This window comes from Burkholderia latens (assembly GCF_001718795.1).
In the GTDB taxonomy this organism is placed as follows: domain Bacteria; phylum Pseudomonadota; class Gammaproteobacteria; order Burkholderiales; family Burkholderiaceae; genus Burkholderia; species Burkholderia latens_A.
The window spans coordinates 2027882-2054226 of record NZ_CP013438.1 but is presented as its reverse complement, the minus strand read 5'-3'; the positions used below and the strand labels follow the sequence as shown (position 1 = coordinate 2054226).

The window sequence follows — 26345 nt, the reverse complement described above, 5'->3', positions numbered from 1 at the left end:
CGAAAAAGAGACCAGGAGACAACCATGCAGCACACCACCCATACCAACGCCGCGCCGGCGCAGGCGGCCGGCACGGTCCGGCGGACATCGGCGCGCTACAAGATCCTTGCGCTGCTCGCGATCGGCACGATGATCAACTACCTCGACCGTACGGTGCTGGGGGTGGCTGCGCCGCAGCTCACCAAGGAGCTCGGCATCAATGCGGCGGTGATGGGCATCATGTTTTCCGCGTTCTCGTGGACGTACGTCGCGATGCAGGTGCCCGGCGGTCTGTTTCTCGACCGCTTCGGCAGCAAGGTCACCTATTACTGGTCGATGACGCTGTGGTCGCTGTGCACGTTCCTGCAAGGCTTCGTGCCCGGTGTCGCAACGCTGCTCGCGTGCCGGCTCGGCCTCGGCGTGACCGAGGCGCCGTGCTTTCCGACCAATAGCCGCGTGGTCGCGACCTGGTTCCCGCAGAACGAGCGCGCGATGGCGACGGGCACGTATACCGTCGGCGAGTACATCGGCCTTGCGTTCTTCAGCCCCGTGCTGTTCGCGTTGATGGGCGCGTTCGGCTGGCGCTCGCTGTTCTGGGTGGTCGGCGCAGTCGGCATCGTGTTCGGCCTGGTCTGGTGGAAGCTTTATCACGAGCCGCGCAATCATCCGGCCGCGAACTCGGAGGAGCTTGCGTACATCGAAGCAGGCGGCGGCCTCGTTCATGGTGCGCGCAAGAACGGCGACGCGGGCGCCAGGTCGGCGCAGGCCAAGTTCAGCTGGTCGATGGTTGGCCGGCTGGTGAAGAAGCGTCAGCTCGCGGGTATTTGCCTCGGCCAGTTCGCCGGCAACTCGACGCTCGTGTTCTTCCTGACCTGGTTCCCGACCTATCTCGCGACCGAGCGCCACATGGGCTGGCTGAAGATCGGCTTCTTCGCGGTGATGCCGTTCATTGCCGCGTCGGTCGGTGTGATGTTCGGCGGCATTTTCTCGGACTGGCTGCTGCGTCGCGGCAAGTCGGCGAACCTCGCGCGCAAGCTGCCGATCATTGCGGGCCTGCTGCTCGCGTCGACGATCATTCTCGCGAACTACGTGCAGAGCAACGAAGCCGTGATCGCGATCATGTCGGTGGCGTTCTTCGCGCAAGGGATGGCCGCGCTCGGCTGGACGCTCGTGTCCGACATCGCGCCGGACGGCCTGCTCGGCGTGACGGGCGGCATCTTCAACTTCGCGGCGAACCTCGCGGGGATCATCACGCCGCTCGTCGTCGGCTTTATCGTCGCATCCACGGGTTCGTTCGTCGGCGCGCTGGTGTTCATCGGCGTGATCGCCCTGATCGGTGCGCTGTCTTACATCTTCGTGGTCGGCGACATCAAGCGGATCGAGCTTTAAGCATCGGCTCCACGCACTCTCGGTGCGTTCGCCCGGCGGCCCGTGGGTCGCCGGGCGTTTTTGTTTGCGGGCCCGGTCGCGGGCCGGTTTATGCGCGTGCAGTCATGCGCGTTGCACCGTAATCCCGAGCGATTCGACCGCCCGTGCGATCGCCGCTACCGCGCGCCGGATGACGTCGGCATCGATGGCGCCGATGCAGCCGACGCGAAACGTTTCCACCTGCGTCAGCTTGCCCGGATAAAGAATGAATCCCGCATCGCGCACCGCGTCGTAGAAGCGGCGGAAATCGTAGTCCGGATGATCCGGCGCGTGAAACGTGACGATCACCGGCGCCTGCACGGCGGCATCGAGGAACGGCACGAAGCCGAGCGCGCACATCGAGTCGACGAGCGTGCGGCAGTTCTGCGCATAACGCGCGCCGCGCGCCGGCTGGCCGCCGTCGGCAAGGTACTGGTCGAGTGCGGCGCGCAGCGCGGCGACGACGTGCGTCGGCGGCGTGAAGCGCCACTGGCCGGTCTTGCGCAGGTACGCGTGCTGATCGTGCAGGTCCAGCGCGAGCGACGGCGAGTTGCCTGCGCACGCGTCGAGCGCGTCGCGCCGCACGATCGCGAAACCCATCCCCGGCACGCCTTCCAGGCACTTGCCGCTCGCCGAGATCAGCGCGTCGATGCCGCTGTCCTCCAGCGCGATCGGCACCGCGCCGAACGAACTCATTGCATCGACGATCAGCCGCTTGCCGTGCCGCCGGCACACTGCGGCGATCGCGTCGAGCGGGTTCAGGATGCCGGCGCTCGTTTCCAGATGCACGAGCGCGACGTGCGTGATGCGCGGCTCGCGCGCGAGCGTGGCGTCGACCGCGGCCGGGTCGACCGCCGTGTCCTCGCCGAACGGCAGTGCGATCGCGTTGATGCCGAGCCGGCCGAGGATCTTCAGGATGCGCGCGCAATACGCGCCGTTGTCCGGCACCAGCACGACGCCGTCGCGCGGCACCAGCGTGCCCAGCGCGGCCTCGACGGAAAACGTGCCGCTACCCTGCATCGGCACGCACACGTACTCGTCGCCGCCGTGCGCGATCGCGACGAGATCCGCGCAGACGCCGGCCGTCAATTGATTGAAAGCGGCGTCCCACGAGCCCCAGTCATGTTGCATTGCGTTGCGTGTTGTGGCGGTCGTGGCGAGCGGACCGGGCGTGAGCAGAATCGGGTCGGGCATGTTTTTCCTCAGGAAAGGGCGAGAGAAATTCCGGGACAGCAGCCTGTGCGACTTGCAGGATATTGGCAAAATATGTCATTTTGTGGCAATTGTGGCAGTCGTCACGGGGTTGTCATCGAACGCTGTGATCCTTCGGTTGCCGCGCGAAGCCACCTGCAGCGCGGCAGCGAGGCAGGCCGGTTCGCGGCTTGTCCGACTGGAAGGAGCCGGATCGTGCCCCGGCCGCTTGGTGGTCCGCCTACGGAGAAGTGAGATGACACTGCAGAATTCCTCGCGCGCCGCTCGCGGCGCGTTCCTGAAGTTCGCGCTGGCCGCTTGCGCCGCCGGTCTGCTTCAAGCCGCGTCGATGCCCGCGCATGCGGCGAATGCGGTCGTGCTGTACACGGCGGACGGTCTGGAGAACCTCTACCGCGATGTGCTGCCTGCGTTCGAGAAGAAGGAAGGCGTGAAGGTCAACATCGTGACGGCGGGTAGCGGCGAGGTCGTCAACCGCGCGAACATCGAAAAGAATTCGCCGAAGGCGGACGTGATCGTCACGCTGCCGCCGTTCATCCAGCAAGCCGGCCAGATGGGGCTGCTTCAGCCTTACCAGAGCGTCAACTACAAGAACGTGCCGGCGATCGCGAAGGCGGAAGACGGCACGTGGGCGACGTTCGTGAACAACTACTTCTCGTTCGCGATCAACCCGGACGTCGTGAAGAACCAGCCGAAGACATTCGCCGACCTGTTGTCGCCGAGCTATGCCGGCAAGGTCGCGTACTCCAACCCGGCAACCGCCGGCGACGGGATGGCCGTGCTGATCCTGACGACCACGCTGATGGGCGAGGACAAGGCGTTCGACTACCTCGCGAAGCTGTCGCAGAGCGTGAAGTTCCACACGAAGGGCACGGGTTACCTGAACGTGCTGCTGTCGCGCAACGAAATCAGCGTCGCGAACGGCGACCTGCAGATGGACCTCGACGATGCCGACCACGGCGCGCTGTCCGTCAAGCCGATCTTCCTGGCAGCGAAGGCCGGCGACCAGCCGACCACGTTCCAGCTGCCGTACGGCATCGGCCTGATCAAGAGCGGCCCGAACCAGGACGCCGGCAAGAAGCTGATCGACTACCTGATGTCGACCGAAGTGCAGTCGAAGGTGCCCGACATGTACGGGATTCCGGGCCGCACTGACGTGCCGCTTGCCGGCAAGAACGGTGAAGCGGTGAAGAAGGCGATCGCGGGCGTGAAGCTGATTCCGGTCGACTGGGCGCAGGTGATGGAGAAGAAGCCGCAGTGGATCGAGCGTTGGAAGAAGGACGTGATCGGCAGCTCGGGCAAGCAGCTCGACGTCGTCAAGCCGAAATGACCGGTGCACGCCGCCTGAATTCGAAAGCAAGAGGATGAACCCGGTGGACACCACCCTGACCCATCCCGGCGCATTCGGCGCCGCCGGGCCGCACGCGACGTTGCGGTCCGGCGCGCCAGGCGGCGTGCAGATCGAACACCTGAGCGTGCGCTACGGTGCGCGCACGGTGCTGGACGATCTGTCGCTGTCGATCGCCGCCGGCGAATTTCTGACCGTGCTCGGCAAGAGCGGCTGCGGCAAGACCACGCTGCTGCGCTTCATCGCCGGGTTCGTGAAGGCCGATGGCCTGACCGGCACGCTGACCGTAGCCGGACGCGACCTCACCTATGTGCCGCCGCACAAGCGCAATCTCGGGCTGCTGTTCCAGAATTACGCGCTGTTCCCGCACCTGTCGGTGTTCGAGAACGTCGCATTCGGGCTGCGTGCGCGCAGGATGGCGTCGCCGGAAGTGACGCGCCGCGTCGCCGACGCGCTGAAGCTCGTGCAGCTCGGCGATACCGGCCATCACCTGCCAGCGCAGTTGTCGGGCGGGATGCAGCAGCGCGTCGCGCTGGCCCGCGCGCTCGTGATCGAGCCGGACGTGCTGCTGCTCGACGAGCCGCTGTCGGCGCTCGATGCGAATCTGCGCGCGTCGGTGCGCAGCGAACTGAAGGCGTTGCACGAGCGGCTGCCGAACCTGACCGTCGTCTGCGTGACGCACGATCGCGACGACGCGCTCGTGCTGTCCGACCGCGCGCTGCTGATGCGCGACGGCCGCATCGCGCAGCTCGGCACGCCGCAACAGTTGTACGACGCGCCTCGCGACGGCTACGTCGCGCGCTATCTCGGCCCGGCGAACCTGCTGCCGCCGCATGTGATTTTCCCGCTTGGCGATCCGCGCCACGACGTGCGCGACAAGGTCGCGTGCGTGCGCCCCGAACGGCTGACCGTGATGCCGCCCGCGGCGGGCGGGCTGCACGGCACGGTGTCGTCCGTCGAATGGCAGGGCGCCGACCTGTCGGTCGCGGTCGTGATCGACGCGGCGCCCGACGAACCCGTGCGTGTGACGATGCAACGCGGCCGCGGCGCGGCCCCCGAGCGCGGCGCGCGCGTGTCCCTGCATTGCGAGGCAGACGATGTCGTCCTTATCGAGCCCTGAAGCCGGCCTGACGCCGCGGCTGCACGCATCGGCCGCCGAGCATGCCGCGGCCGCGCGACGCCGCCAGCGCATGAGCGACCTGCACATCGCCGCGCTCGCGATGGTCGTGCTGGGGCCGCTCGTCATCTATCCGTTCGTGCGTCTTGTGCTGCTGAGCGTATCCGGCGATCACGGGCTCAGCTTCGCCGCGTACCGCGCGTTCTTCGGCAACCCGGATACGCGCAACGTGATGATGACGACCGTCGGCGTGCTGTTCGCAAGCGCGGGCAGCGCGTCCGTGCTCGGCGTGCTGCTCGCCGCGCTTCTGTTCTTCAAACCGTTCCCGGGCGCGTCGCTCGTCACGCGTTTCCTGGAACTGTACGTCGCGTTCCCGTCGTTCCTCGTCGCGTTCACGCTGATTTTCCTGTACGGGTCGCAAGGCTCGATCAGCATCGCGCTGCAGCATCTGCTCCATCTCGAGAATCCGCCGCTCGATTTCCTGTTCGGTACCGGTGGCGTGATCCTTGCGCAGACGGTGTTTTACACGCCGTTCGTGGTTCGACCGACGCTGGCATCGTTCGCGACGCTCGACCTGCGTCTGGTCGAGGCGGCGCGCAGTCTCGGCGCGTCCGGGTGGATGCTCGCGCGTCGCATCGTGATGCCGATCGCGTGGCCGGGCATCGCGGCCGGCACCGTGCTGTGCTTTCTGCTGACCCTGAACGAATTCGGGATCCTGCTGGTGCTCGGCAGCGCACGGCTCGTGACACTGCCAGTCGCGATCTACAGCAGCGCGACCGTCGATCTCGATCTGCCGACCGCGTCGGCCGGCGCGGTCGTGATGCTCGCGCTGTCGCTGGCGCTCTATGCGGTTTATCGCCGGGTGAACCGGCGCGCGATGGGAGGGAACGATGTCCGCTGAATTCCGTATCGGACAAGCCGTGCCGCGTCACCAGATCGGCTGGGGCGACACGCTGCGCAAACATGCGTCGCGCGCGGCGCTCGCGCTGGCCGCATTCACGTGCTTCTGGCTGTTCGTGCTGCCGGTGAGCGTGGTCGCGCTGTCGAGCGTGTCGACGCAGTGGTCGGGCACGATTCTGCCAGCCGGTTACAGCCTGCGCTGGTTCGAGCGGCTCGGGTCGCCGGAATACGATGCGTTGCTGACGAGCCTCGAAATCGGCTTCGGCGTGTCGGCGCTCGGCACGGTTCTCGGGCTGTGGCTCGCCCTCGCGCTCGAAGGGCGCGACCGCCGCGGGCTCGGCGCGCTCGTCGACGCCCTCGTGATGGTGCCGAACGGGATGCCGAGCGTCGTGCTCGGGCTCGCGGTGCTGATCGCGTATCACCAGAAGCCGCTGGACCTGTCGAGTTCCGCGGCGATCGTGGTGCTCGTGCAGCTCGCGCTGATTTTGCCGTTCTGCTATCGGTGCGCGGCCGCCGCGCTGCGCCCGGAGCTGACCGTGCTGCGCGAAGCGGCCGCGAGCCTCGGCGCCCCGCCCGCGATGGTGCTGCGCCGCGTGCTGCTGCCGCAACTGGTGCCGGCGCTGCGCGCGAGCGTTGCGCTCGGCTTCGCGCTGTCGCTCGGCGAACTCGGTGCGACGCTGACCGTGTATCCGCCGGGGTTCGCGACTGTGCCGATCGTCGTCATCGGCCAGGTCGAGCGCGGCTACTACCTTCCCGCATCGGCGTTGTCGCTGCTGATGCTCGGCGCGTCGCTCGCGGCGCTGCTGCTGATCGCCGCGCGTGTGCCGCGCGGCAAGCGGGCCGCATCATGAACGCCGCGTTCGCGTTGCGGCTTCCCGGCGAGCAGCCAGACGCCGGCACGGATTCGACCCGTCTCGCCGGGCGCTGCGTCGACGTCAATGGCCGGCGCTACCGGCTGCCGGTCGAACCGACCGTCGTCGTCTGCGTCGACGGCTGCGAGTACGACTATCTCGAGCGCGCGGTCGAAGCGGGCGTCGCGCCGTTCATCGGCCGGATCATCGCCGAAGGCACCGCATGGCGCGCCGATTGCGTCGTGCCGACCTTCACGAACCCGAACAACCTGTCGATCGTATGCGGCGTGCCGCCGTCAGTGCACGGGATCTGCGGCAACTACTTCTGGGATCCGGCCGCCGACGATGGACGCGGCGCCGAAGTGATGATGAACGACCCGGCCTACTTGCGTGCCGGCACGCTGCTCGCGGCGGCCGCCGACGCCGGCGCGCGCGTGGCCGTCGTCACCGCGAAGGACAAGCTGCGGCGGCTGCTCGGCTGGCGGATGAACGGTATCTGCTTCTCCGCCGAGAAGGCTGCGCAGGCGAATCTCGCGGAGAACGGGATTGTCGACGTGCTCGACTGGGTCGGGCTGCCGTCGCCGGACGTGTACAGCGCGGCGCTGTCCGAGTTCGTGTTCGCGGCCGGCGTGCGCCTTGCGCAGAAACGCCAGATCGACTTGATGTACCTGTCGACCACCGACTATGTGCAGCACAAATGCGCGCCGGGCAGCGCGGGCGCGAACGCGTTCTACGCGATGATGGACGGCTACCTGGCGCAGCTCGACGGGCTCGGCTGGGCGATCGGGCTCACCGCCGACCACGGGATGAACGCGAAGCACGATCCCGCGACGGGCCGCCCGAACGTCATCTACCTGCAGGACGCGTTCGACGGCTGGTTCGGTGCGCGCGCCGCGCGCGTGATCCTGCCGATCACCGATCCGTACGTCGTGCATCACGGCGCGCTCGGCTCGTTTGCCACGGTTTATCTGGCGCCGGGCGCCGACCGCGCCGAAGCGATGTGGCGCATCGGCCGGCTCGACGGCGTCGAACTCGTGCTCGACAACGCGGAAGCCGCCGCGCGCTTCGAATTGCCGGCCGACCGGATCGGCGATCTCGTCGTGATCGCTCGGCGGGACACGACGCTCGGCACGCGGGAGCGCGAACACGATCTGTCCGGCCTGACCGTGCCGCTGCGCTCGCATGGCGGCGTGTCCGAGCAGGAAGTGCCGTTGCTGTTCAATCGTCGGATCGAGCGGGGCGATCCCGTGCGCCGTCCGCGCAACTTCGACGTGTTCGATTTCGTGTTGAACCGGATCGCGACATGATGGCTCATCCCCGGCAAGATCACCCCGCGTTCCGCGCCGAGACGCTGCGGTGGTGCGGCACGCGCGCGCTGCGCGACCGTGTGTTCGACGTCGCCGATCCGTACACCGGCACGCGCGTCGGAACGGCGCCGCTTGCGAGCGTCGAGGACGTGCGCGCTGCATTCGACTACGCGATCGCGTATCGGCCGGCGCTGACGCGTTACGAGCGTTCGCAGATCCTCGAGCGCGCGGCCGCGCTGCTGCGCGAGCGAGCCGACGAAGCGTCCGATCTGATCACGCTCGAGTCGGGATTGTCGAAACAGGATTCCCGTTACGAGATCGGCCGCGTTGCCGACGTGCTGAAGTTCGCGTCGGCCGAGGCGTTGCGCGACGACGCGCAGAGCTTCTCATGCGACCTGACGCCTCACGGGAAGGCGCGGCGCGTGTTCTCGCAGCGTCAGCCGCTCGACGGCGTGATCGTCGCGATCACGCCGTTCAATCACCCGATGAATCAGGTTGCGCACAAGATCGCGCCGGCGATCGCGACCAACAACCGCGTGATCGTGAAGCCGTCGGAGAAGGTGCCGCTGTCGGCGTTTTATCTGGCGGACCTGCTCTACGAGGCCGGCTTGCCGGAACCGATGCTGCAGGTGCTGACCGGCGATCCGCGCGAAATTGCCGATGAACTCGTTACGCATCCGCATGCGTCGCTGATTACCTTTACGGGCGGCGTGTCGATCGGCAAGGCGATCGCCGCGCGGGCCGGGTATCGGCGCATCGTGCTGGAGCTGGGCGGCAACGACCCGCTGATTGTTCTCGACGATGCCGATCTGGAACGTGCGGCGTCGCTCGCCGTACTCGGCTCGTATCGGAATTCGGGGCAGCGCTGCACGGCCGTGAAGCGGATTCTGGTACAGCGCTCGATTGCGCCGGCGTTTACCGAATTGCTCGTCGAGAAGACGCGCGCATGGAAGTACGGCGATCCGTTCGATCCCGCGAACGACATGGGGACGGTGATCGACGATGCAGCGGCGCGGCTGTTCGAAGCGCGAGTCGACGACGCTGTTGCGCGGGGCGCGCGCCTGCTGATCGGCAACGTACGTCGTGGTGCGCTGTATGCGCCGACCGTGCTCGACAACGTCGATCCGTCGATGACGATCGTACGCGACGAAACATTCGGTCCCGTATCGCCGATCATCGCGTTCGACACGATCGACGATGCGATCCGGATCAGCAACGGCACCGCGTTCGGGTTGTCGTCGGGCGTCTGCACGGACAGCACGGCCGCGGTCGTGCGGTTCGTGAACGAATTGAAAGTCGGGACGGTGAACGTGTGGGAGGTGCCTGGATACCGGATCGAGCTGTCGCCGTTCGGCGGGATCAAGGATTCGGGGCTCGGCTATAAGGAGGGCGTTCAGGAAGCGATGAAGAGCTTCACGAACCTGAAGACGTTTTCGTTGCCGTGGGAGTAAGCGGATGGCACTGACAGTGGAAGAGATTCACGGTCTGTATCGCGAGCACGGCCACGTCGCGTATAGCGGCGAACCGGTCACGCAACTGGAGCACGCGTTGCAGAGCGGCTTGCTGGCGGAAGAATCGGGCGCCGACGACGCACTGGTCGCGGCGGCGTTCCTCCACGATCTTGGCCATCTGCTGAGTTGTCAGGGGGAGACGCCGAGCGCGCGCGGGATCGACGATCTGCATCAGTATTACGTGTTGCCGTTCGTGCGGCCGCTGTTCGGCGACGCGGTGCTGGAGCCAATCCGGCTGCATGTCGACGCGAAGCGTTGCCTGTGCCGTACGGATGCCGGGTATGTCGAGAGCCTGTCGGCGGATTCGGCGCGCAGCCTTGCGCTGCAGGGCGGCATCTATAGTGACGATGAAGCGGCGGCGTTCCTGCGGCGTCCGTTCGCGGCAGACGCGCTGCGTCTGCGCCGCTGGGACGACGCGGCGAAGGAGGCCGGCAAGGTGACGCCCGGTCTCGATCACTATATGGAGATAGTGGCGCGCCAGGTGCGTGTGGCCTGACGATTGAACCGTGTCTATTTAAGGCCCCCGCACGCGGCAGCGTGCGGGGGCCTTAAATTTTTTCGGAAACCCCTTGCGCGATCGCTGAACGATGCCTAGAATCACGCCTCTTTCGCGCTAACGGAAACGCGGCGCGGGAGAAGAAGGGAAGCGGTGCGATTGGGTCAGCGGTAGCGGCCCTGGGCACACGAAGCTGAACCCCTCGCGGTCGCAACGAAGCAGTTCAGAAAGTTGTTGACGAGCGAAGAAAGGCGGTTCATAATCTCGCTTCTCTGCTGCTGAAAACGCAGCGCTGCCGGGAAACGCGAAGTTCCTCGCAGGAATGCTCTTTAAAAATTAACAGCCGATAAGTGTGGGCGCTTGATGGCAGCGAGCTGATCTTCGGATCAGATAGCAAAAGTATCAAGAGTCTCACACTAAAGTAAGTCAGGTTTATGAAGTGATTCATATTCCTGTCAGCTTTGAGTGAGCGACCGGTTCTTAACGGAACCGAAAACAGTAACAGGTTTGAACTGAAGAGTTTGATCCTGGCTCAGATTGAACGCTGGCGGCATGCCTTACACATGCAAGTCGAACGGCAGCACGGGTGCTTGCACCTGGTGGCGAGTGGCGAACGGGTGAGTAATACATCGGAACATGTCCTGTAGTGGGGGATAGCCCGGCGAAAGCCGGATTAATACCGCATACGATCTACGGATGAAAGCGGGGGACCTTCGGGCCTCGCGCTATAGGGTTGGCCGATGGCTGATTAGCTAGTTGGTGGGGTAAAGGCCTACCAAGGCGACGATCAGTAGCTGGTCTGAGAGGACGACCAGCCACACTGGGACTGAGACACGGCCCAGACTCCTACGGGAGGCAGCAGTGGGGAATTTTGGACAATGGGCGAAAGCCTGATCCAGCAATGCCGCGTGTGTGAAGAAGGCCTTCGGGTTGTAAAGCACTTTTGTCCGGAAAGAAATCCTTGGCTCTAATACAGCCGGGGGATGACGGTACCGGAAGAATAAGCACCGGCTAACTACGTGCCAGCAGCCGCGGTAATACGTAGGGTGCAAGCGTTAATCGGAATTACTGGGCGTAAAGCGTGCGCAGGCGGTTTGCTAAGACCGATGTGAAATCCCCGGGCTCAACCTGGGAACTGCATTGGTGACTGGCAGGCTAGAGTATGGCAGAGGGGGGTAGAATTCCACGTGTAGCAGTGAAATGCGTAGAGATGTGGAGGAATACCGATGGCGAAGGCAGCCCCCTGGGCCAATACTGACGCTCATGCACGAAAGCGTGGGGAGCAAACAGGATTAGATACCCTGGTAGTCCACGCCCTAAACGATGTCAACTAGTTGTTGGGGATTCATTTCCTTAGTAACGTAGCTAACGCGTGAAGTTGACCGCCTGGGGAGTACGGTCGCAAGATTAAAACTCAAAGGAATTGACGGGGACCCGCACAAGCGGTGGATGATGTGGATTAATTCGATGCAACGCGAAAAACCTTACCTACCCTTGACATGGTCGGAATCCTGAAGAGATTCGGGAGTGCTCGAAAGAGAACCGGCGCACAGGTGCTGCATGGCTGTCGTCAGCTCGTGTCGTGAGATGTTGGGTTAAGTCCCGCAACGAGCGCAACCCTTGTCCTTAGTTGCTACGCAAGAGCACTCTAAGGAGACTGCCGGTGACAAACCGGAGGAAGGTGGGGATGACGTCAAGTCCTCATGGCCCTTATGGGTAGGGCTTCACACGTCATACAATGGTCGGAACAGAGGGTTGCCAACCCGCGAGGGGGAGCTAATCCCAGAAAACCGATCGTAGTCCGGATTGCACTCTGCAACTCGAGTGCATGAAGCTGGAATCGCTAGTAATCGCGGATCAGCATGCCGCGGTGAATACGTTCCCGGGTCTTGTACACACCGCCCGTCACACCATGGGAGTGGGTTTTACCAGAAGTGGCTAGTCTAACCGCAAGGAGGACGGTCACCACGGTAGGATTCATGACTGGGGTGAAGTCGTAACAAGGTAGCCGTATCGGAAGGTGCGGCTGGATCACCTCCTTTCCAGAGCTATCTCGCAAAATTGAGCGCTCACGCTTATCGGCTGTAAATTAAAGACAGACTCAGGGGTCTGTAGCTCAGTCGGTTAGAGCACCGTCTTGATAAGGCGGGGGTCGTTGGTTCGAATCCAACCAGACCCACCATTGTCTGGCGGTAACACACCTGAGGCAAATCTGTACTCATGGGGGCATAGCTCAGCTGGGAGAGCACCTGCTTTGCAAGCAGGGGGTCGTCGGTTCGATCCCGTCTGCCTCCACCAATTGCGATGATCGTTAGCGCTTCAGCGCTTACGAGCATCTCACTCCCGAAGGGAGCCCAATGGATAATGTTTGATGGAGTTCGAGAGAACGAATCGAATATTACTCATTGGCGATTGAGCCAGTCAGAGTGATATGAGTAACACCATATCGGCTGTCGTTCTTTAACAATCTGGAAGAAGTAAGTAATTTGGATAGCGGAAGCGTCTTTGAGATGGACGTGGAAACTATCCGGGTTGTGATTGTATCGATGTATCTCAAGATGATTCGAACTTCATGTTCGGCTCCCTACGGGAGTGGGACCAGAGTAAGCGCTAAAGCGCCAACTCTGGTCGACATCAACTTGGAATACGGCACAACGCGAGAACTCAACCTGTAACGTACTTTGTATCGGATCCTCGTAAGCGCTAAAGCGCTAACGATGATCGAGAGACAGACTCGTTATAGGGTCAAGCGAACAAGTGCATGTGGTGGATGCCTTGGCGATCACAGGCGATGAAGGACGCGGTAGCCTGCGAAAAGCTACGGGGAGCTGGCAAACGAGCTTTGATCCGTAGATGTCCGAATGGGGAAACCCACTCCTTATGGAGTATCCATGGCTGAATACATAGGCCATGTGAAGCGAACGCGGTGAACTGAAACATCTAAGTAACCGCAGGAAAAGAAATCAACCGAGATTCCCAAAGTAGTGGCGAGCGAAATGGGATGAGCCTTGCACTCTTTATTTATATTGTTAGCCGAACGCTCTGGAAAGTGCGGCCATAGCAGGTGATAGCCCTGTAGGCGAAAACAGTATGAAAGAACTAGGTGTGCGACAAGTAGGGCGGGACACGTGAAATCCTGTCTGAAGATGGGGGGACCATCCTCCAAGGCTAAATACTCGTGATCGACCGATAGTGAACCAGTACCGTGAGGGAAAGGCGAAAAGAACCCCGGGAGGGGAGTGAAATAGATCCTGAAACCGCATGCATACAAACAGTCGGAGCCTCGCAAGGGGTGACGGCGTACCTTTTGTATAATGGGTCAGCGACTTACGTTCAGTAGCAAGCTTAACCGTATAGGGCAGGCGTAGCGAAAGCGAGTCCGAATAGGGCGTTCAGTTGCTGGGCGTAGACCCGAAACCAGGTGATCTATCCATGGCCAGGATGAAGGTGCGGTAACACGTACTGGAGGTCCGAACCCACTAACGTTGAAAAGTTAGGGGATGAGCTGTGGATAGGGGTGAAAGGCTAAACAAACCTGGAAATAGCTGGTTCTCTCCGAAAACTATTTAGGTAGTGCCTCGTGTCTCACCTTCGGGGGTAGAGCACTGTCATGGTTGGGGGGTCTATTGCAGATTACCCCGCCATAGCAAACTCCGAATACCGAAGAGTGCAATCACGGGAGACAGACATCGGGTGCTAACGTCCGGTGTCAAGAGGGAAACAACCCAGACCGCCAGCTAAGGTCCCCAAATATAGCTAAGTGGGAAACGAAGTGGGAAGGCTAAAACAGTCAGGAGGTTGGCTTAGAAGCAGCCACCCTTTAAAGAAAGCGTAATAGCTCACTGATCGAGTCGTCCTGCGCGGAAGATGTAACGGGGCTAAGCTATATACCGAAGCTGCGGATGCGTGCTTGCACGCATGGTAGGAGAGCGTTCCGTAAGCCTGCGAAGGTGCGTTGAAAAGCGTGCTGGAGGTATCGGAAGTGCGAATGCTGACATGAGTAGCGATAAAGGGGGTGAAAGGCCCCCTCGCCGTAAGCCCAAGGTTTCCTACGCAACGTTCATCGGCGTAGGGTGAGTCGGCCCCTAAGGCGAGGCAGAAATGCGTAGCTGATGGGAAGCAGGTCAATATTCCTGCACCGTCGTTAGATGCGATGGGGGGACGGATCGCGGAAGGTTGTCCGGGTGTTGGAAGTCCCGGTCGCTGCATTGGAGAAGGCGCTTAGGCAAATCCGGGCGCGTAATTCAAGGGTGTGGCGCGAGCTCCTTCGGGAGCGAAGCAATTGGAAGTGGTTCCAAGAAAAGCCTCTAAGCTTCAGTCTAACGATGACCGTACCGCAAACCGACACAGGTGGGCGAGATGAGTATTCTAAGGCGCTTGAGAGAACTCGGGAGAAGGAACTCGGCAAATTGGTACCGTAACTTCGGGATAAGGTACGCCCTTGTAGCTTGACTGGCCTGCGCCAGGAGGGTGAAGGGGTTGCAATAAACTGGTGGCTGCGACTGTTTAATAAAAACACAGCACTCTGCAAACACGAAAGTGGACGTATAGGGTGTGACGCCTGCCCGGTGCCGGAAGATTAAATGATGGGGTGCAAGCTCTTGATTGAAGTCCCGGTAAACGGCGGCCGTAACTATAACGGTCCTAAGGTAGCGAAATTCCTTGTCGGGTAAGTTCCGACCTGCACGAATGGCGTAACGATGGCCACACTGTCTCCTCCCGAGACTCAGCGAAGTTGAAGTGTTTGTGATGATGCAATCTACCCGCGGCTAGACGGAAAGACCCCATGAACCTTTACTGTAGCTTTGCATTGGACTTTGAACCGATCTGTGTAGGATAGGTGGGAGGCTATGAAACCGGAACGCTAGTTTCGGTGGAGCCGTCCTTGAAATACCACCCTGGTTTGTTTGAGGTTCTAACCTTGGCCCGTGATCCGGGTCGGGGACAGTGCATGGTAGGCAGTTTGACTGGGGCGGTCTCCTCCCAAAGCGTAACGGAGGAGTACGAAGGTACGCTAGGTACGGTCGGAAATCGTGCTGATAGTGCAATGGCATAAGCGTGCTTAACTGCGAGACCGACAAGTCGAGCAGGTGCGAAAGCAGGTCATAGTGATCCGGTGGTTCTGTATGGAAGGGCCATCGCTCAACGGATAAAAGGTACTCTGGGGATAACAGGCTGATACCGCCCAAGAGTTCATATCGACGGCGGTGTTTGGCACCTCGATGTCGGCTCATCTCATCCTGGGGCTGTAGCCGGTCCCAAGGGTATGGCTGTTCGCCATTTAAAGAGGTACGTGAGCTGGGTTTAAAACGTCGTGAGACAGTTTGGTCCCTATCTGCCGTGGGCGTTGGATATTTGAAGGGGGCTGCTCCTAGTACGAGAGGACCGGAGTGGACGAACCTCTGGTGTACCGGTTGTCACGCCAGTGGCATCGCCGGGTAGCTATGTTCGGAAGAGATAACCGCTGAAAGCATCTAAGCGGGAAACTCGCCTTAAGATGAGATATCCCTGGGGACTAGATCCCCTTGAAGGGTCGTTCGAGACCAGGACGTTGATAGGTCGGGTGTGTAAGCGCAGTAATGCGTTCAGCTAACCGATACTAATTGCCCGTAAGGCTTGATCCTATAACAAGTCTGTTTCGCGCTACAGAGCGCGTCGGACGGTTGGATTCTCGTGTGTGATACACACAACCCAAAATTACTGCTTCTTCCAAGATTGGTTCTGCTGGCCACGCCAGCAGGACAACCCTCTTTGCCTGATGACCATAGCGAGTCGGTCCCACCCCTTCCCATCCCGAACAGGACCGTGAAACGACTCTACGCCGATGATAGTGCGGATTCCCGTGTGAAAGTAGGTAATCGTCAGGCTCCCCTCAAGCCAGAAACCCCCGCCCGAACAGGCGGGGGTTTTTGCATTTGCGGCGGCGGAAATGGCAGCGTGAGAGGCGCTGGCAGCCTGCGGCCGCCTGCGGGCCGCGCCACCGCAAGATCCATCATCAGTGCGGATCGCTTTACCGTCCCGACGGCAGGTCGGTCGATCCGGCTTTCACCAATGCTTCGCCAATTCCGATTGCCGTGGCACACGTCCCCTGCGACATCCCGAAACTGACCGCACATTGGGCAATGTGTCGCGGACTACATCCTTTCATGGTGTTGTGAACGAAAACGATGGCGGGCGTAAATGCGCTGTTTGAACGGAACTCCACGTTTCATCGTCCAAACCGTCGGCAAATAACACCAATTCGGAAGGGGTTTGCGCTACGGGCTGCCGCCGCCGGAGATCGTCATAAAAATCCACGCGCACAAAATCCGTTCACGGCATGCGGGCGAAAGCGGAACGTCAACCCTTCAAGGTAATATCGCTCTTTCATTCCGATCTTCGCCGTTCGTCTGTATCTGCTGGCGGTCGGCGCATCTTGCATCCTGTCTCCCGCACCGTTCATGACCGACAGCTCTGCCCAACGTGGTCGGACGACCGACTTCCTGCCGTATCTCGTTGCCGCCACGTTCTTCATGGAATATCTCGACACGACCGTGATCGCGACCGCGCTGCCGCAAATGGCGCGCTCGTTCGGCGTCGGACCGAACGCGCTCAGTCTCGGGATGACGGCCTACATGCTCGCGCTCGCGGTCTTCATCCCGATCAGCGGCTGGGTCGCAGATCGCTATGGGTCGAGGACGGTCTTCGCGACCGCCATCGTGGTCTTCACCGGCGCGTCGGTGTTGTGCGGCCTCTCCGAAGGCGTGATGACGTTCACGGCCGCACGCCTGCTCCAAGGCGTCGGCGGGGCGATGATGGTGCCGGTCGGACGGATGATCGTCGTGCGCAGCACCGACAAGGCAAAGCTGATGCGCGCGATCGCGACGATCACGTGGCCGGGCATCGTCGCACCGGTCGTCGGACCGCCGGTCGGCGGTTTCATCACGACCTACGCGTCATGGCGATGGATCTTCCTGTTGAACGTCCCGTTCGGTATTGCCGCACTCGTCTGCACGTGGCTGATCGTGCGCAACACGCGGGCCGACGAGCGGCGGCCGCTCGACTGGGGCGGCTTCGTGCTGGCCGGTGGGGCGCTGACGTGTCTGCTGCTCGGTACCGAAGCGGCCGGCCAGCAGGACGTCGACTTCGCGCGCGCCGGCATGTTGGTCGGCGCCAGCATGCTGTTCGGCATCGCCGCGTGGATCCACGCGCGCCGCTGCGCGCATCCGCTACTCGACTTCACGACACTGAACGTGCCGACGTTCTCGGTGACCGTGATCACCGGCTCGCTCACGCGGATCGCGATCAACGCGGTGCCGTATCTGCTGCCGCTGCTGTTCCAAATCGGCTTCGGGCTGTCGCCGTTCCAGTCGGGGCTGCTGCTGCTCGCGAGTGCGTTGGGCAACCTCGGAATGAAAGCCGGGACGTCGTGGATCCTCGACCGCTTCGGCTTCCGCCGCGTGGCGCTCGTCGACGTGACTATCGTCGGGCTCTTTACGATCGCATGCGGCTGGTTGACTGCTTCGACGCCACTCGCGATCACGCTGTTCGTCGTTTTCGTGTACGGGCTCACGAGGTCGATGCAGTTCACGACGCTCGCGACGTTGGCGTATGCGGATATTCCCGCCCAGCAGACGAGCGCGGCCAGCACGTTATGGAGTGCCGCGCAGCAGATGACGATCGGGATGGGAATCGCATTCGGCGCGTTGTCGTTGCGGCTCGCGGCATTGGTGCGCGGCGACGTCGCCGGCATGCACTACGTCCTAGACGATTTCCGCTGGGCGTTCGTCGCGGCAGGCGCGCTTGCGCTGGCGACATTGCCCGGCTATGCGCGATTGGCCTCCGATGCGGGTGACCGCTTGCGGGCGAATATCGCACGAGGATAGGGCGATACGCGACGTGCATTGAATGCGCGACAGGTGAGTACCCGTGTCGTCTGTGGCGCGCTTGGGGCGCCGGTCTGCTTGCTCCGCTGCGGTGTGGGCCGGCGCGACGGCAATCGCGATTCCGGACGCAAACGAGCAGATTGCGCTGCGCGTTGGACAACGACGTGCGGCGCGGTCGGTGCGAATCAAGTTGAATGCCGGAGTCCTAGGGCCCGAGGCGCGTGGGCACGACTGCCCGACTGCCGACGCCGCAAACCGCAAACCGCAAACCGCAAACCGCAAACCGCAAACCGCAAACCGCAAACCGCAAACCGCAAACCGCAAACCGCGAACCGCGAACCGCGAACCGCGAACCGCAAACCGCAAACCGCAAACCGCAAGCCGCAAGCGGCAAGCGGCAAGCGGCAAGCGGCAAGCGGCAAGCGGCAAGCGGCAAGCGGCAGGTGGCGGGTGGCGGGTGGCGGGTGGCAGGCGGCAGGCGGGAAGCCACAGGGCCAAAGGGCCAAAGAGCCAAAGAGCCAAAGAGCCAAAGAGCCGAAAGCCGAAAGCCGAAAGCCGAAAGCCGAAAGCCGAAAGCCGAAAGCCGAAAGCCGAAAGCCGAAAGCCGAAAGCCGAAAGCCGAGCCGGCACCGCGCTCGCCTCGATTGCTGTCACTCGGCGTCGTGGAAGATGATGCCGACCGTGTGGCGGCGGCCGCTTCGAATCCTGCTCACACCATGGCGCAAGTTGACGCGATAGACACCTCGCGTTCCGTGCACGGGCCTGCCGTGCACCGCGAAGATCACTGCGTCGCCTTGCGTCAGCGGCACCACTTCCGCACGCGACTGCATCCGTGGACGCTGTTCCGTCAGCACGAACTCGCCACCCGTGAAATCGCGGCCGGGCGCCGACAGCAGGATCGCAACCTGGAGCGGGAACACGTGTTCCCCATAGAGGTCCTGATGAAGGCAGTTGTAGTCGTCGGCACCGTATTCCAGGATCAATGGCGTGGGTCGCGTCTGTCCCGCTGCATGGCACCGGTCGAGGAACGACCAATGATCTTTCGGATAGCGGACGTCGGCTCCAAGCGCCTCGTTCCAGCGATTCGCGATCGGTGCGAGACGCGGATAGATCGTCGCGCGGAGTTCAGCGATGATCGCCGGCAGCGGATACGCGAAATACTTGTACTCGCCGCGTCCGAAGCCGTGCCGGGCCATGACCACGCGTGAACGGTACAGCGTATCCCGAGCATAGAGCGACGCGAGAGCCTCGCACTCGCTTGCGGACAGCAGGCCCGGTACGCGCGCGCAGCCGTATCGGTCCAGCTCGCCCTCGACGGACGGCCAATCGATCGCATCGACCCTTCGCGCGACGTCCATCGATGCGGCGGCAGGTTGCAGGTCGGCAATTTTCACAGGGTGTACCTCGGTTCGTCGGCAATAGGGCATCGTGAGGCCGCATGCAGCGGTACGGACGCGTTCCGCCCGCCATTCACGCAGCGATGAGCGTCGATGGATCCAGTCTAGTCCTGTGCGTCTGCCGGCGCGCTCCAGATCTTGCGCTTCAATTCGGAGATGAAATGGCGGGAGAGCTTGCGGCTCGGTGCGAATATGCAGAACGCGGTAAGACCGCGAAACGCGCGGGACCAGGAGCGAAGAAGCGGAGAAGCGGAGAAGCGGAGAAGCGGAGAAGCGGAGAAGCGGAGAAGCGGAGAAGTGTAGTGGTTCAATGCCCTTGGACAGTTCGAAAAGGAGGTAACGTGTCGTTGTAGTGGTTCAATGCCCTTGGACAGTTCGAAAAGGAGGTAACGTGTCGTCTGGAGGGCCAAAGCATGGTCAGGCGTGCGTTTTCCGAGGAATTCAAAGAAGAAGCGATACGACTCGTCGTAGAGCAGGGTTACCCCTTTTCCAAGGCGTGTGAGGCTGTAGGAGTTGGGGAGACCGCACTGCGTCGCTGGGTCGCACAGTGGCGAGCGGCACACAGTTTAGATGCGCCGAGTCCGGCACAACTCAGTGCAGACGCGCGTCGGATCAAGGAACTGGAGGCGCGCGTAGCCGAACTCGAACGGGAGCGTGAAGTTTTAAAAAAATCCACGGCCTTCTTCGTCAAGGAGCTCGAACGCTCCTGGAAGTGATCCAGGCGATGGAGAAGGCCTACCCGGTAGCGCTGATTTGTCGACTGGCTGGTGTAGCACGCAGCAGCTATTACGCATGGAGGGCGCGCCAAGGCAGATCAAATCGCGATGCGACGGTACTGGAAGCGGTGCGCCGTATTCATGAGGAGACTCGTCGAAGCTACGGCAGCAGGAGGATGTCGCAAGCGTTGCGCTTGCTCGGACACAACGTAGGACGTTATCGAGCACGATCGTTGATGCGTAAGGCTCGGCTGGTGCGGTCTAAGCGCGTACATCGTTATCGAGTGGCGCAAGCCGAGAGTCTGATTGCGCCGAATCTGCTTGCACGACGATTCGATCCGGCGCAGCGCAATCAGGTATGGGTGGGCGACATCACGTTTGTGCAGACTAGGCAGGGATGGCTTTACGTGGCCGTCGTCATGGATCTGTATGCGCGCCGCATTGTGGGCTGGGCGTTTAGTCAGCACGCGGACACCGACTTGGTGCTCAAGGCATTAAGACGGGCTTACGATCATCGTCGCCCGGCACCAGGCTTGATGTTCCATTCGGATCAGGGCTGCCAATACACGAGCACGCGCTTTCTCGCCGAGCTGCGCGCCCGTGGCGCGATCCAGAGTATGAGCCGGCGCGGCAACTGTTGGGGCAATGCGGTGGTCGAGCGCTTCTTCCGAAGCCTCAAAAGTGAATGGATCGGCGAGCAGTTGTACTTCGATCACCGCCATGCAGAGCAAGACATCACCGACTATTTAGTCGATTTCTACAACCATCGTCGCCTTCACTCGGCTGCGAAGGGAATGCCGCCAGCGCGTTTCGACGCGCTTGCAGCCTAACCCGGAGCTATGTCCAGAGTTACTTGACCACTTCAGAAACGGAGAAACGGAGAAACGGAGAAACGGAGAAACGGAGAAACGGAGAAACAACACCCGTCCCATCGACCGCGGACGACCGGATTCACCGGCCGCCCGCCGTCCGCCGGATCAAGCCACCGACCGGAACAACCAGTAAAGCCCTGCCGCCAGCGCGATCGACGCCGGCAGTGTCAGCACCCAAGCCAGCACGAGGCTGCGCACCGTGCTCCATTGCAGCCCGGACCCGTTCGCCGCCATCGTGCCTGCGACGCCCGACGACAGCACATGCGTCGTCGACACCGGCAACCCGTACGCATCTGCCGCGCCGATCGTTAGCATCGCGACGAGTTCGGCGGATGCACCCTGGCCGTACGTCAGATGCTGCTTGCCGATTTTCTCGCCGACGGTCACGACGATCCGCTTCCACCCGACCATCGTGCCGAGACCGAGCGCGATCGCGACAGCGACCTTCACCCAGGTCGGGATGAACTTCGTCGCGTGATCGAGCTGCTTGCGATAGTTGTCGATCGCGAGCTTGTCGTCGGCGGCGAACGCGGGTTGCCCCGACTTCTCGATCAGGCGAATCGCTTCGGACACCAGATACATCGTGTTGCGCACGTTGTCGACGTCGCCCTGCGGCACGGCTGCCATCGAACCCGACGAGCCGACCGCGGCCGCCAGCGACGTGGAAAGCTGTTGAACGCCCGGCAGCACTGCGGGCGTCATCTGACGGTGCTGCACGAAGTGCTCGACGTCGGCACGCGGATTCGCCGACGGTGCGACGCCATTCGAGTATTTTGCGAAGGTCGCGGCGGCCTGATTCGCGACGGCGACGAACGTCTGCGATTCGGCCGGCGTGACGGCCTTGTTCAGTGCATACGCGGTCGGCACCGTGCCGATCAGGATCAGCATGATCAGTCCCATTCCCTTCTGTCCGTCGTTCGACCCGTGCGCGAACGACACGCCGGTGCACGTGAGGATCAGCAGGCAGCGGATCCAGAACGGCGGCGGCTGATCCTTCGGCGGCTCCTGGTACAGTTCCGGAATCCGCACGGCGGCTTTCAGCAGGAGCAGCAGCAGCGACGCGCACAGGAACCCGACGATCGGCGAGAACAGCAGCGACTTGCCGACGCCGAGCGCCTGAGCCCAGTCGACGCCGCTCGTGCCCGACGGGCCGTGCATCAGCTGGTTCATCAGCCCGACACCGATGATCGAGCCGATCAACGTATGAGAACTCGACGACGGCAATCCGAAATACCAGGTTGCGAGGTTCCATACGATCGCGGCAATCAGCAGCGCGAACACCATCGCGAAACCCGATCCGCTGCCGACCTGCAGGATCAGCTCGACCGGCAGCAACTGCAGGATGCCGAACGCGACGGCACCGCTCGAAACCATCACGCCGAGGAAGTTCCACATGCCGGACCAGATTACCGCGACGTTCGGCGTTAGCGAGTGCGTATAGATCACGGTCGCGACCGCATTCGCCGTGTCGTGGAAGCCGTTGACGAACTCGAATCCGAGCGCGATCAGCAGCGCGGCGCCGAGCATCAGATACGGGAACAGCGATCCTTCGCGGACGGGCGCCAAATCGGCGATCAGATGGGTGGCGATATAGACCGCGCCGATCGCGAGTACCAGCAGGAAGGCGGCATAGCCGACCTGCCGGCTGCGTTCGGTAGAGCCGGAATTGTTTGCGGCGGACTGGGCAGACTGATTCATGACGGCATCTCGTAAGGGAATCGCGTCCGATCCTAGCTTTCGCTAGCAGTCAGTTTGATGACAGTACGGACATCGAATCGTCGTCTTACGAATGTGAAAGCCGGGAGCCGAATCGTGGCGACGCGAGATGCCGTGGCGACGCGCGCCATTCCCCACATAGTGAGCACGTGCCGCCACCGGAACCCCATCGCGGACGCAGCACGCGAGCCGCCTAGCGAAGCATGCGCGGTGCGTGCCCCGTCGATTCGCGCGCCAACGTCACGAACGCGGCCAGATAGTCGATCGACGCGTCCGCCTCGCGGATGCCGAGAAAGATCTGTTTCGCGATGCCCTTCTTGCCGAGCCTGACCGGCACCACCGGCATCCGGTCCGCGTATTCGTCGGCGAGCCAGCGCGGTAGCGCGGCCACGCCGCGTCCGCTCGCCACCATCTGCAGCATGATGTCGGTCGTCTCGATCGACTTGTGGCGCCGCGGCACGATGCCGGCCGGCGTCAGGAACTGGTTGTAGATGTCGAGCCGGTCGGTCTCGACCGGGTAGGTGATCAGAATCTCGTCGGTCAGCTGCTGGGGCGTAACGTACTCGGCGTGCGCGAACCGATGCGCGTCGGCGACGACCAGCACCTGCTCGTAATCGAACACGGGATCGAAGCGCAGCCCCGGCCGGTTCAGCGGATCTGGCGTGACGAGCACGTCGACGTCATGACCCAGGAGCGCGCCGATGCCGCCGAATTGAAAGCGCTGCTTGACGTCCACATCGACGTCGGGCCAGCGGGAGAGGTAGGGCGACACGACCTTCAGCAGCCATTGGTAGCACGGATGGCACTCCATCCCGATGCGCAGGGTGCCGCGTTCGCCCTTCGCGTACTGCTTCATCCGCTCCTCCGCCAACTCGAATTGTGGCAGCAGCCGGTTCGCGAGCTTAAGCAGATATTGGCCGCCCTGCGTGAGCCGCAGGCCGCGGCCTTCGCGGTCCCAAATCGGTGTGCCGAGCTGCTGCTCGAGCTTGCGGACCGTATGGCTGAGCGCCGATTGGGTGAGATGCAACGCGTTGGCGGCGGCCGTCAGCGAGCCCTGACGCTCGACTTCACGGATCACGGCGAGATGGAATCGTTCCAGCATGGCATTGAGTTACCGGGAGACAGATAAACGCATGAAGAAATCTAATGGATGAATGAAATAATGCCATTTTATTTCATGGGATGAAATCCCTATGATGGCTGCCGGATCGACTATTTCTACTGGATGGCAGCTTCATGGTTACGACACACAATCTCGGTTTTCCGCGGATCGGCGCGAAGCGCGAACTCAAGTTCGGTCTCGAGCGCTACTGGAAGGGCGAGTCGTCGCGCGACGCGCTGAGGGCGCTTGGCGCGGAGTTGCGCCAGCGGCACTGGGCCCAGCAACGTGATCTCGATCTCGCGCCGCTCGGCGATTTCGCGTTCTACGACCACGTGCTCGACATGAGCTTCACGCTCGGTAACCTGCCAAAGCGCGTGCAAGGCTTCCATGGTGATTCGCTCGACAACTATTTCCGCGTCGCGCGCGGCCGTTCCGCCCAATCGGACGGCGAGCATGCGGCGTGCTGCGGCGGTGTAGCCGCCGGCGAAATGACCAAGTGGTTCGACACGAACTACCACTACATCGTCCCGGAATTCCACGCGGACACGAACTTCTCGCTCGATCCGTCGCGGCTGCTGCAGCAACTCGCCGAAGCGCAGGCGCTCGGCGTGGCCGTGAAGCCGGTCATCCTCGGCCCCGTCACGTATCTGTGGCTGGGCAAGGTGAAGGACGATTCCGACCGTCTCGCGCTGTTGCCGAAACTGCTGCCTGTATACGGTGCGCTGCTCGACACGCTGACCGCGCAGGGCGTCGAATGGGTGCAGATCGACGAGCCGATTCTCGTCACAGAACTCGATGCCGAGTGGCGGCACGCGCTGCGTATCGCGTACGACACGCTGGAGACGCGTCGGATCAAAGTGCTGCTCGCCACGTATTTCGGCCAGTTGCAGGACAATCTGTCGCTCGCGGCGTCGCTGCCCGTCGACGGCCTGCATATCGACGCGGTCAACGCGCGAGACGAGGTCGATGCGCTCGTGCGCGCATTGCCTGCCGATCGCGTGCTGTCGCTGGGCGTGATCAACGGGCGCAACATCTGGAAGACGGATCTGAACGCAGCGCTCGACTGGCTCGAACCGCTCGCAAAGCAACTGGGCGAGCGGCTGTGGCTCGCCCCGTCGTGCTCGCTGCTGCACGTGCCGGTCGATCTCGCGAGCGAGGCGCAGCTCGACGCGGAGATCCGTTCGTGGCTCGCGTTCGCGCTGCAGAAGCTCGACGAGCTGAAGGTGCTCGCGACCGCGCTGAACGCGGGCCGCGACGCGGTTGCCGACGCGCTCGCCGCGAATGCGGCCGCGATCGAGTCGCGCCGCCGCTCGCCGCGCGTGAACAATCCGGCGGTGAAGGCGGCGATCGCGCGCATCGACGCGCAGCTCGGCAGCCGTGCGAGCCCGTACCCGGAGCGGGCGCCGAAGCAGTCGGCGCGGCTGAACCTGCCGCACTTCCCGACGACGACGATCGGCTCGTTCCCGCAAACCGCCGAAATCCGCCACGCACGCAGCCAGTTCAAGGCCGGCGTGCTGAATGAAGCCGACTACCGCGCGGCGATGCGGGCCGAAATCGAACGCAGCGTGCGCGAACAGGAATCGCTCGGGCTCGACGTGCTCGTGCATGGCGAAGCGGAACGCAACGACATGGTCGAATACTTCGGCGAACAGCTCGACGGCTATGCGTTCAGCCAGTTCGGCTGGGTGCAGTCATACGGGTCGCGCTGCGTGAAGCCGCCGATCCTGTTCGGCGACATCAGCCGTCCGAACGCGATGACGGTCGAATGGATCACTTACGCGCAGTCGCTGACGAGCAAACCGATGAAGGGCATGCTGACCGGGCCGGTGACGATCCTGAACTGGTCGTTCGTGCGCGACGATCAGCCGCGCTCGGTATCGTGCTACCAGCTCGCACTCGCGATTCGCGAGGAAGTGCTCGATCTCGAGAAGGCCGGCGTGCGGGTGATTCAGATCGACGAGGCCGCGCTGCGCGAAGGGCTGCCGCTGCGTCGCGCGCAATGGGGCGCGTATCTGACGTGGGCGGTCGAGTCCTTCCGCATCGCCGCGAACGGCGTGCGGGACGACACGCAGATCCATACGCACATGTGCTATTCGGAGTTCAACGACATCATCGCGTCGATCGCCGACATGGACGCGGACGTGATCACGATCGAAACGTCGCGCTCGGACATGGAGCTGCTCGACGCGTTCGACAATTTCCGTTATCCGAACGAGATCGGGCCTGGCGTGTACGACATTCACTCCCCGAACATCCCGACGCAGGATCATATCGTCGGCCTGATGCAGAAGGCGGCCGAGCGGATTCCGGCGGAACGGCTGTGGGTGAATCCGGACTGCGGGCTGAAGACGCGCCAGTGGGCCGAGGTGATGCCGGCACTGACCAACATGGTCGCCGCCGCGAAGACGCTGCGCAATCAGATGCGATAACGCGGACGAAGCGCGCAGCCCGCCGCTGTCGATGACGGGAGCGCCAAGTCGCGGCGCTGCATGCGCGAGCCGCTTGTCGAGATGTTGCTTCGCGGATACGGTCGAGCTTGAGCGCTGTGCCGC

At 62.6% G+C, this 26345-nt stretch carries 15 protein-coding genes, 2 tRNA genes and 3 rRNA genes; 16 read left to right on the top strand and 4 right to left on the bottom strand.

The window, feature by feature from the left end:
* Positions 1-24: 24 nt before the first annotated feature.
* Complete coding sequence (locus tag WK25_RS28365; protein WP_040138728.1) at positions 25-1368, top strand: MFS transporter; 1344 nt, start codon at positions 25-27, stop codon at positions 1366-1368.
* Between the two features lie 102 nt (positions 1369-1470).
* Here the strand turns inward: WK25_RS28365 and WK25_RS28360 are convergent, their stop codons facing one another.
* Positions 1471-2580 (bottom strand): 2-aminoethylphosphonate--pyruvate transaminase, encoded by a 1110-nt coding sequence (locus WK25_RS28360; protein ID WP_069243356.1) that lies wholly within the window; start codon positions 2578-2580, stop codon positions 1471-1473.
* 253 nt (positions 2581-2833) lie between these two features.
* On the opposite strand from WK25_RS28360, the gene phnS reads away from it, so the two are divergent.
* The 13 genes from phnS to WK25_RS28290 all read left to right on the top strand — a co-directional run bounded on the left by phnS (position 2834) and on the right by WK25_RS28290 (position 17990).
* Positions 2834-3925, top strand: coding sequence for a 2-aminoethylphosphonate ABC transporter substrate-binding protein (phnS, locus tag WK25_RS28355; protein ID WP_040138726.1), 1092 nt, complete (start codon positions 2834-2836; stop codon positions 3923-3925).
* Between the two features lie 34 nt (positions 3926-3959).
* Entirely contained in the window at positions 3960-5063 is a 1104-nt protein-coding gene (gene phnT / locus WK25_RS28350; RefSeq protein ID WP_069243355.1) for a 2-aminoethylphosphonate ABC transport system ATP-binding subunit PhnT, read from the top strand.
* Positions 5041-5961, top strand: coding sequence for a 2-aminoethylphosphonate ABC transporter permease subunit (locus tag WK25_RS28345; protein WP_069243354.1), 921 nt, complete (start codon positions 5041-5043; stop codon positions 5959-5961). The genes phnT and WK25_RS28345 overlap by 23 nt, the downstream gene beginning before the upstream one ends.
* Positions 5951-6811 carry a 2-aminoethylphosphonate ABC transport system, membrane component PhnV gene (gene phnV / locus WK25_RS28340; protein ID WP_069243353.1) on the top strand — a complete coding sequence of 287 codons (861 nt, stop codon included), beginning with the start codon at positions 5951-5953 and terminating at the stop codon, positions 6809-6811. Before WK25_RS28345 ends, phnV begins: the two co-directional genes overlap by 11 nt.
* Entirely contained in the window at positions 6808-8118 is a 1311-nt protein-coding gene (gene phnA / locus WK25_RS28335; protein WP_069243352.1) for a phosphonoacetate hydrolase, read from the top strand. Before phnV ends, phnA begins: the two co-directional genes overlap by 4 nt.
* Positions 8115-9569, top strand: a complete 1455-nt coding sequence (gene phnY / locus WK25_RS28330) for a phosphonoacetaldehyde dehydrogenase (RefSeq protein WP_069243351.1) — start codon at positions 8115-8117, stop codon at positions 9567-9569. Before phnA ends, phnY begins: the two co-directional genes overlap by 4 nt.
* Positions 9570-9573: 4 nt before the next feature.
* Positions 9574-10125, top strand: a complete 552-nt coding sequence (locus WK25_RS28325; protein ID WP_040138720.1) for a phosphonate degradation HD-domain oxygenase — start codon at positions 9574-9576, stop codon at positions 10123-10125.
* A gap of 509 nt (positions 10126-10634) precedes the next feature.
* Positions 10635-12167, top strand: a 16S ribosomal RNA gene (locus tag WK25_RS28320).
* A gap of 63 nt (positions 12168-12230) precedes the next feature.
* Positions 12231-12307 (top strand) — tRNA-Ile (locus tag WK25_RS28315).
* Between the two features lie 40 nt (positions 12308-12347).
* Positions 12348-12423, top strand: a tRNA-Ala gene (locus WK25_RS28310).
* 445 nt (positions 12424-12868) lie between these two features.
* A 23S ribosomal RNA gene (locus WK25_RS28300) occupies positions 12869-15749 on the top strand.
* 130 nt (positions 15750-15879) lie between these two features.
* Positions 15880-15992 (top strand): 5S ribosomal RNA (gene rrf / locus WK25_RS28295).
* Together the 16S, 23S and 5S rRNA genes with 2 tRNA genes alongside form the textbook arrangement of a ribosomal RNA operon.
* A gap of 573 nt (positions 15993-16565) precedes the next feature.
* Positions 16566-17990 carry an MFS transporter gene (locus WK25_RS28290; protein WP_069243349.1) on the top strand — a complete coding sequence of 475 codons (1425 nt, stop codon included), beginning with the start codon at positions 16566-16568 and terminating at the stop codon, positions 17988-17990.
* 650 nt (positions 17991-18640) lie between these two features.
* Here the strand turns inward: WK25_RS28290 and WK25_RS28285 are convergent.
* Complete coding sequence (locus WK25_RS28285) at positions 18641-19384, bottom strand: 2OG-Fe(II) oxygenase (protein ID WP_069243348.1); 744 nt, start codon at positions 19382-19384, stop codon at positions 18641-18643.
* Between the two features lie 416 nt (positions 19385-19800).
* Here WK25_RS28285 and WK25_RS28275 point away from each other — a divergent pair.
* A protein-coding gene (locus tag WK25_RS28275) for an IS3 family transposase (protein WP_156789118.1) occupies positions 19801-20933 on the top strand; the annotation gives its coding sequence in 2 pieces (ribosomal slippage) (positions 19801-20050 and positions 20050-20933; 1134 coding nt in all).
* A gap of 147 nt (positions 20934-21080) precedes the next feature.
* Here the strand turns inward: WK25_RS28275 and WK25_RS28270 are convergent.
* On the bottom strand, positions 21081-22673 hold the full coding sequence (locus WK25_RS28270) for an inorganic phosphate transporter (protein WP_040138717.1): 1593 nt from the start codon (positions 22671-22673) through the stop codon (positions 21081-21083).
* Between the two features lie 211 nt (positions 22674-22884).
* A complete protein-coding gene (locus WK25_RS28265; RefSeq protein ID WP_059548544.1) occupies positions 22885-23793 on the bottom strand; it encodes a LysR family transcriptional regulator in 909 nt (302 codons plus the stop codon).
* A gap of 134 nt (positions 23794-23927) precedes the next feature.
* Between WK25_RS28265 and metE the strand changes: the two genes are divergently transcribed.
* Complete coding sequence (gene metE / locus WK25_RS28260) at positions 23928-26222, top strand: 5-methyltetrahydropteroyltriglutamate--homocysteine S-methyltransferase (protein WP_069243346.1); 2295 nt, start codon at positions 23928-23930, stop codon at positions 26220-26222.
* Positions 26223-26345 lie beyond the last annotated feature (123 nt).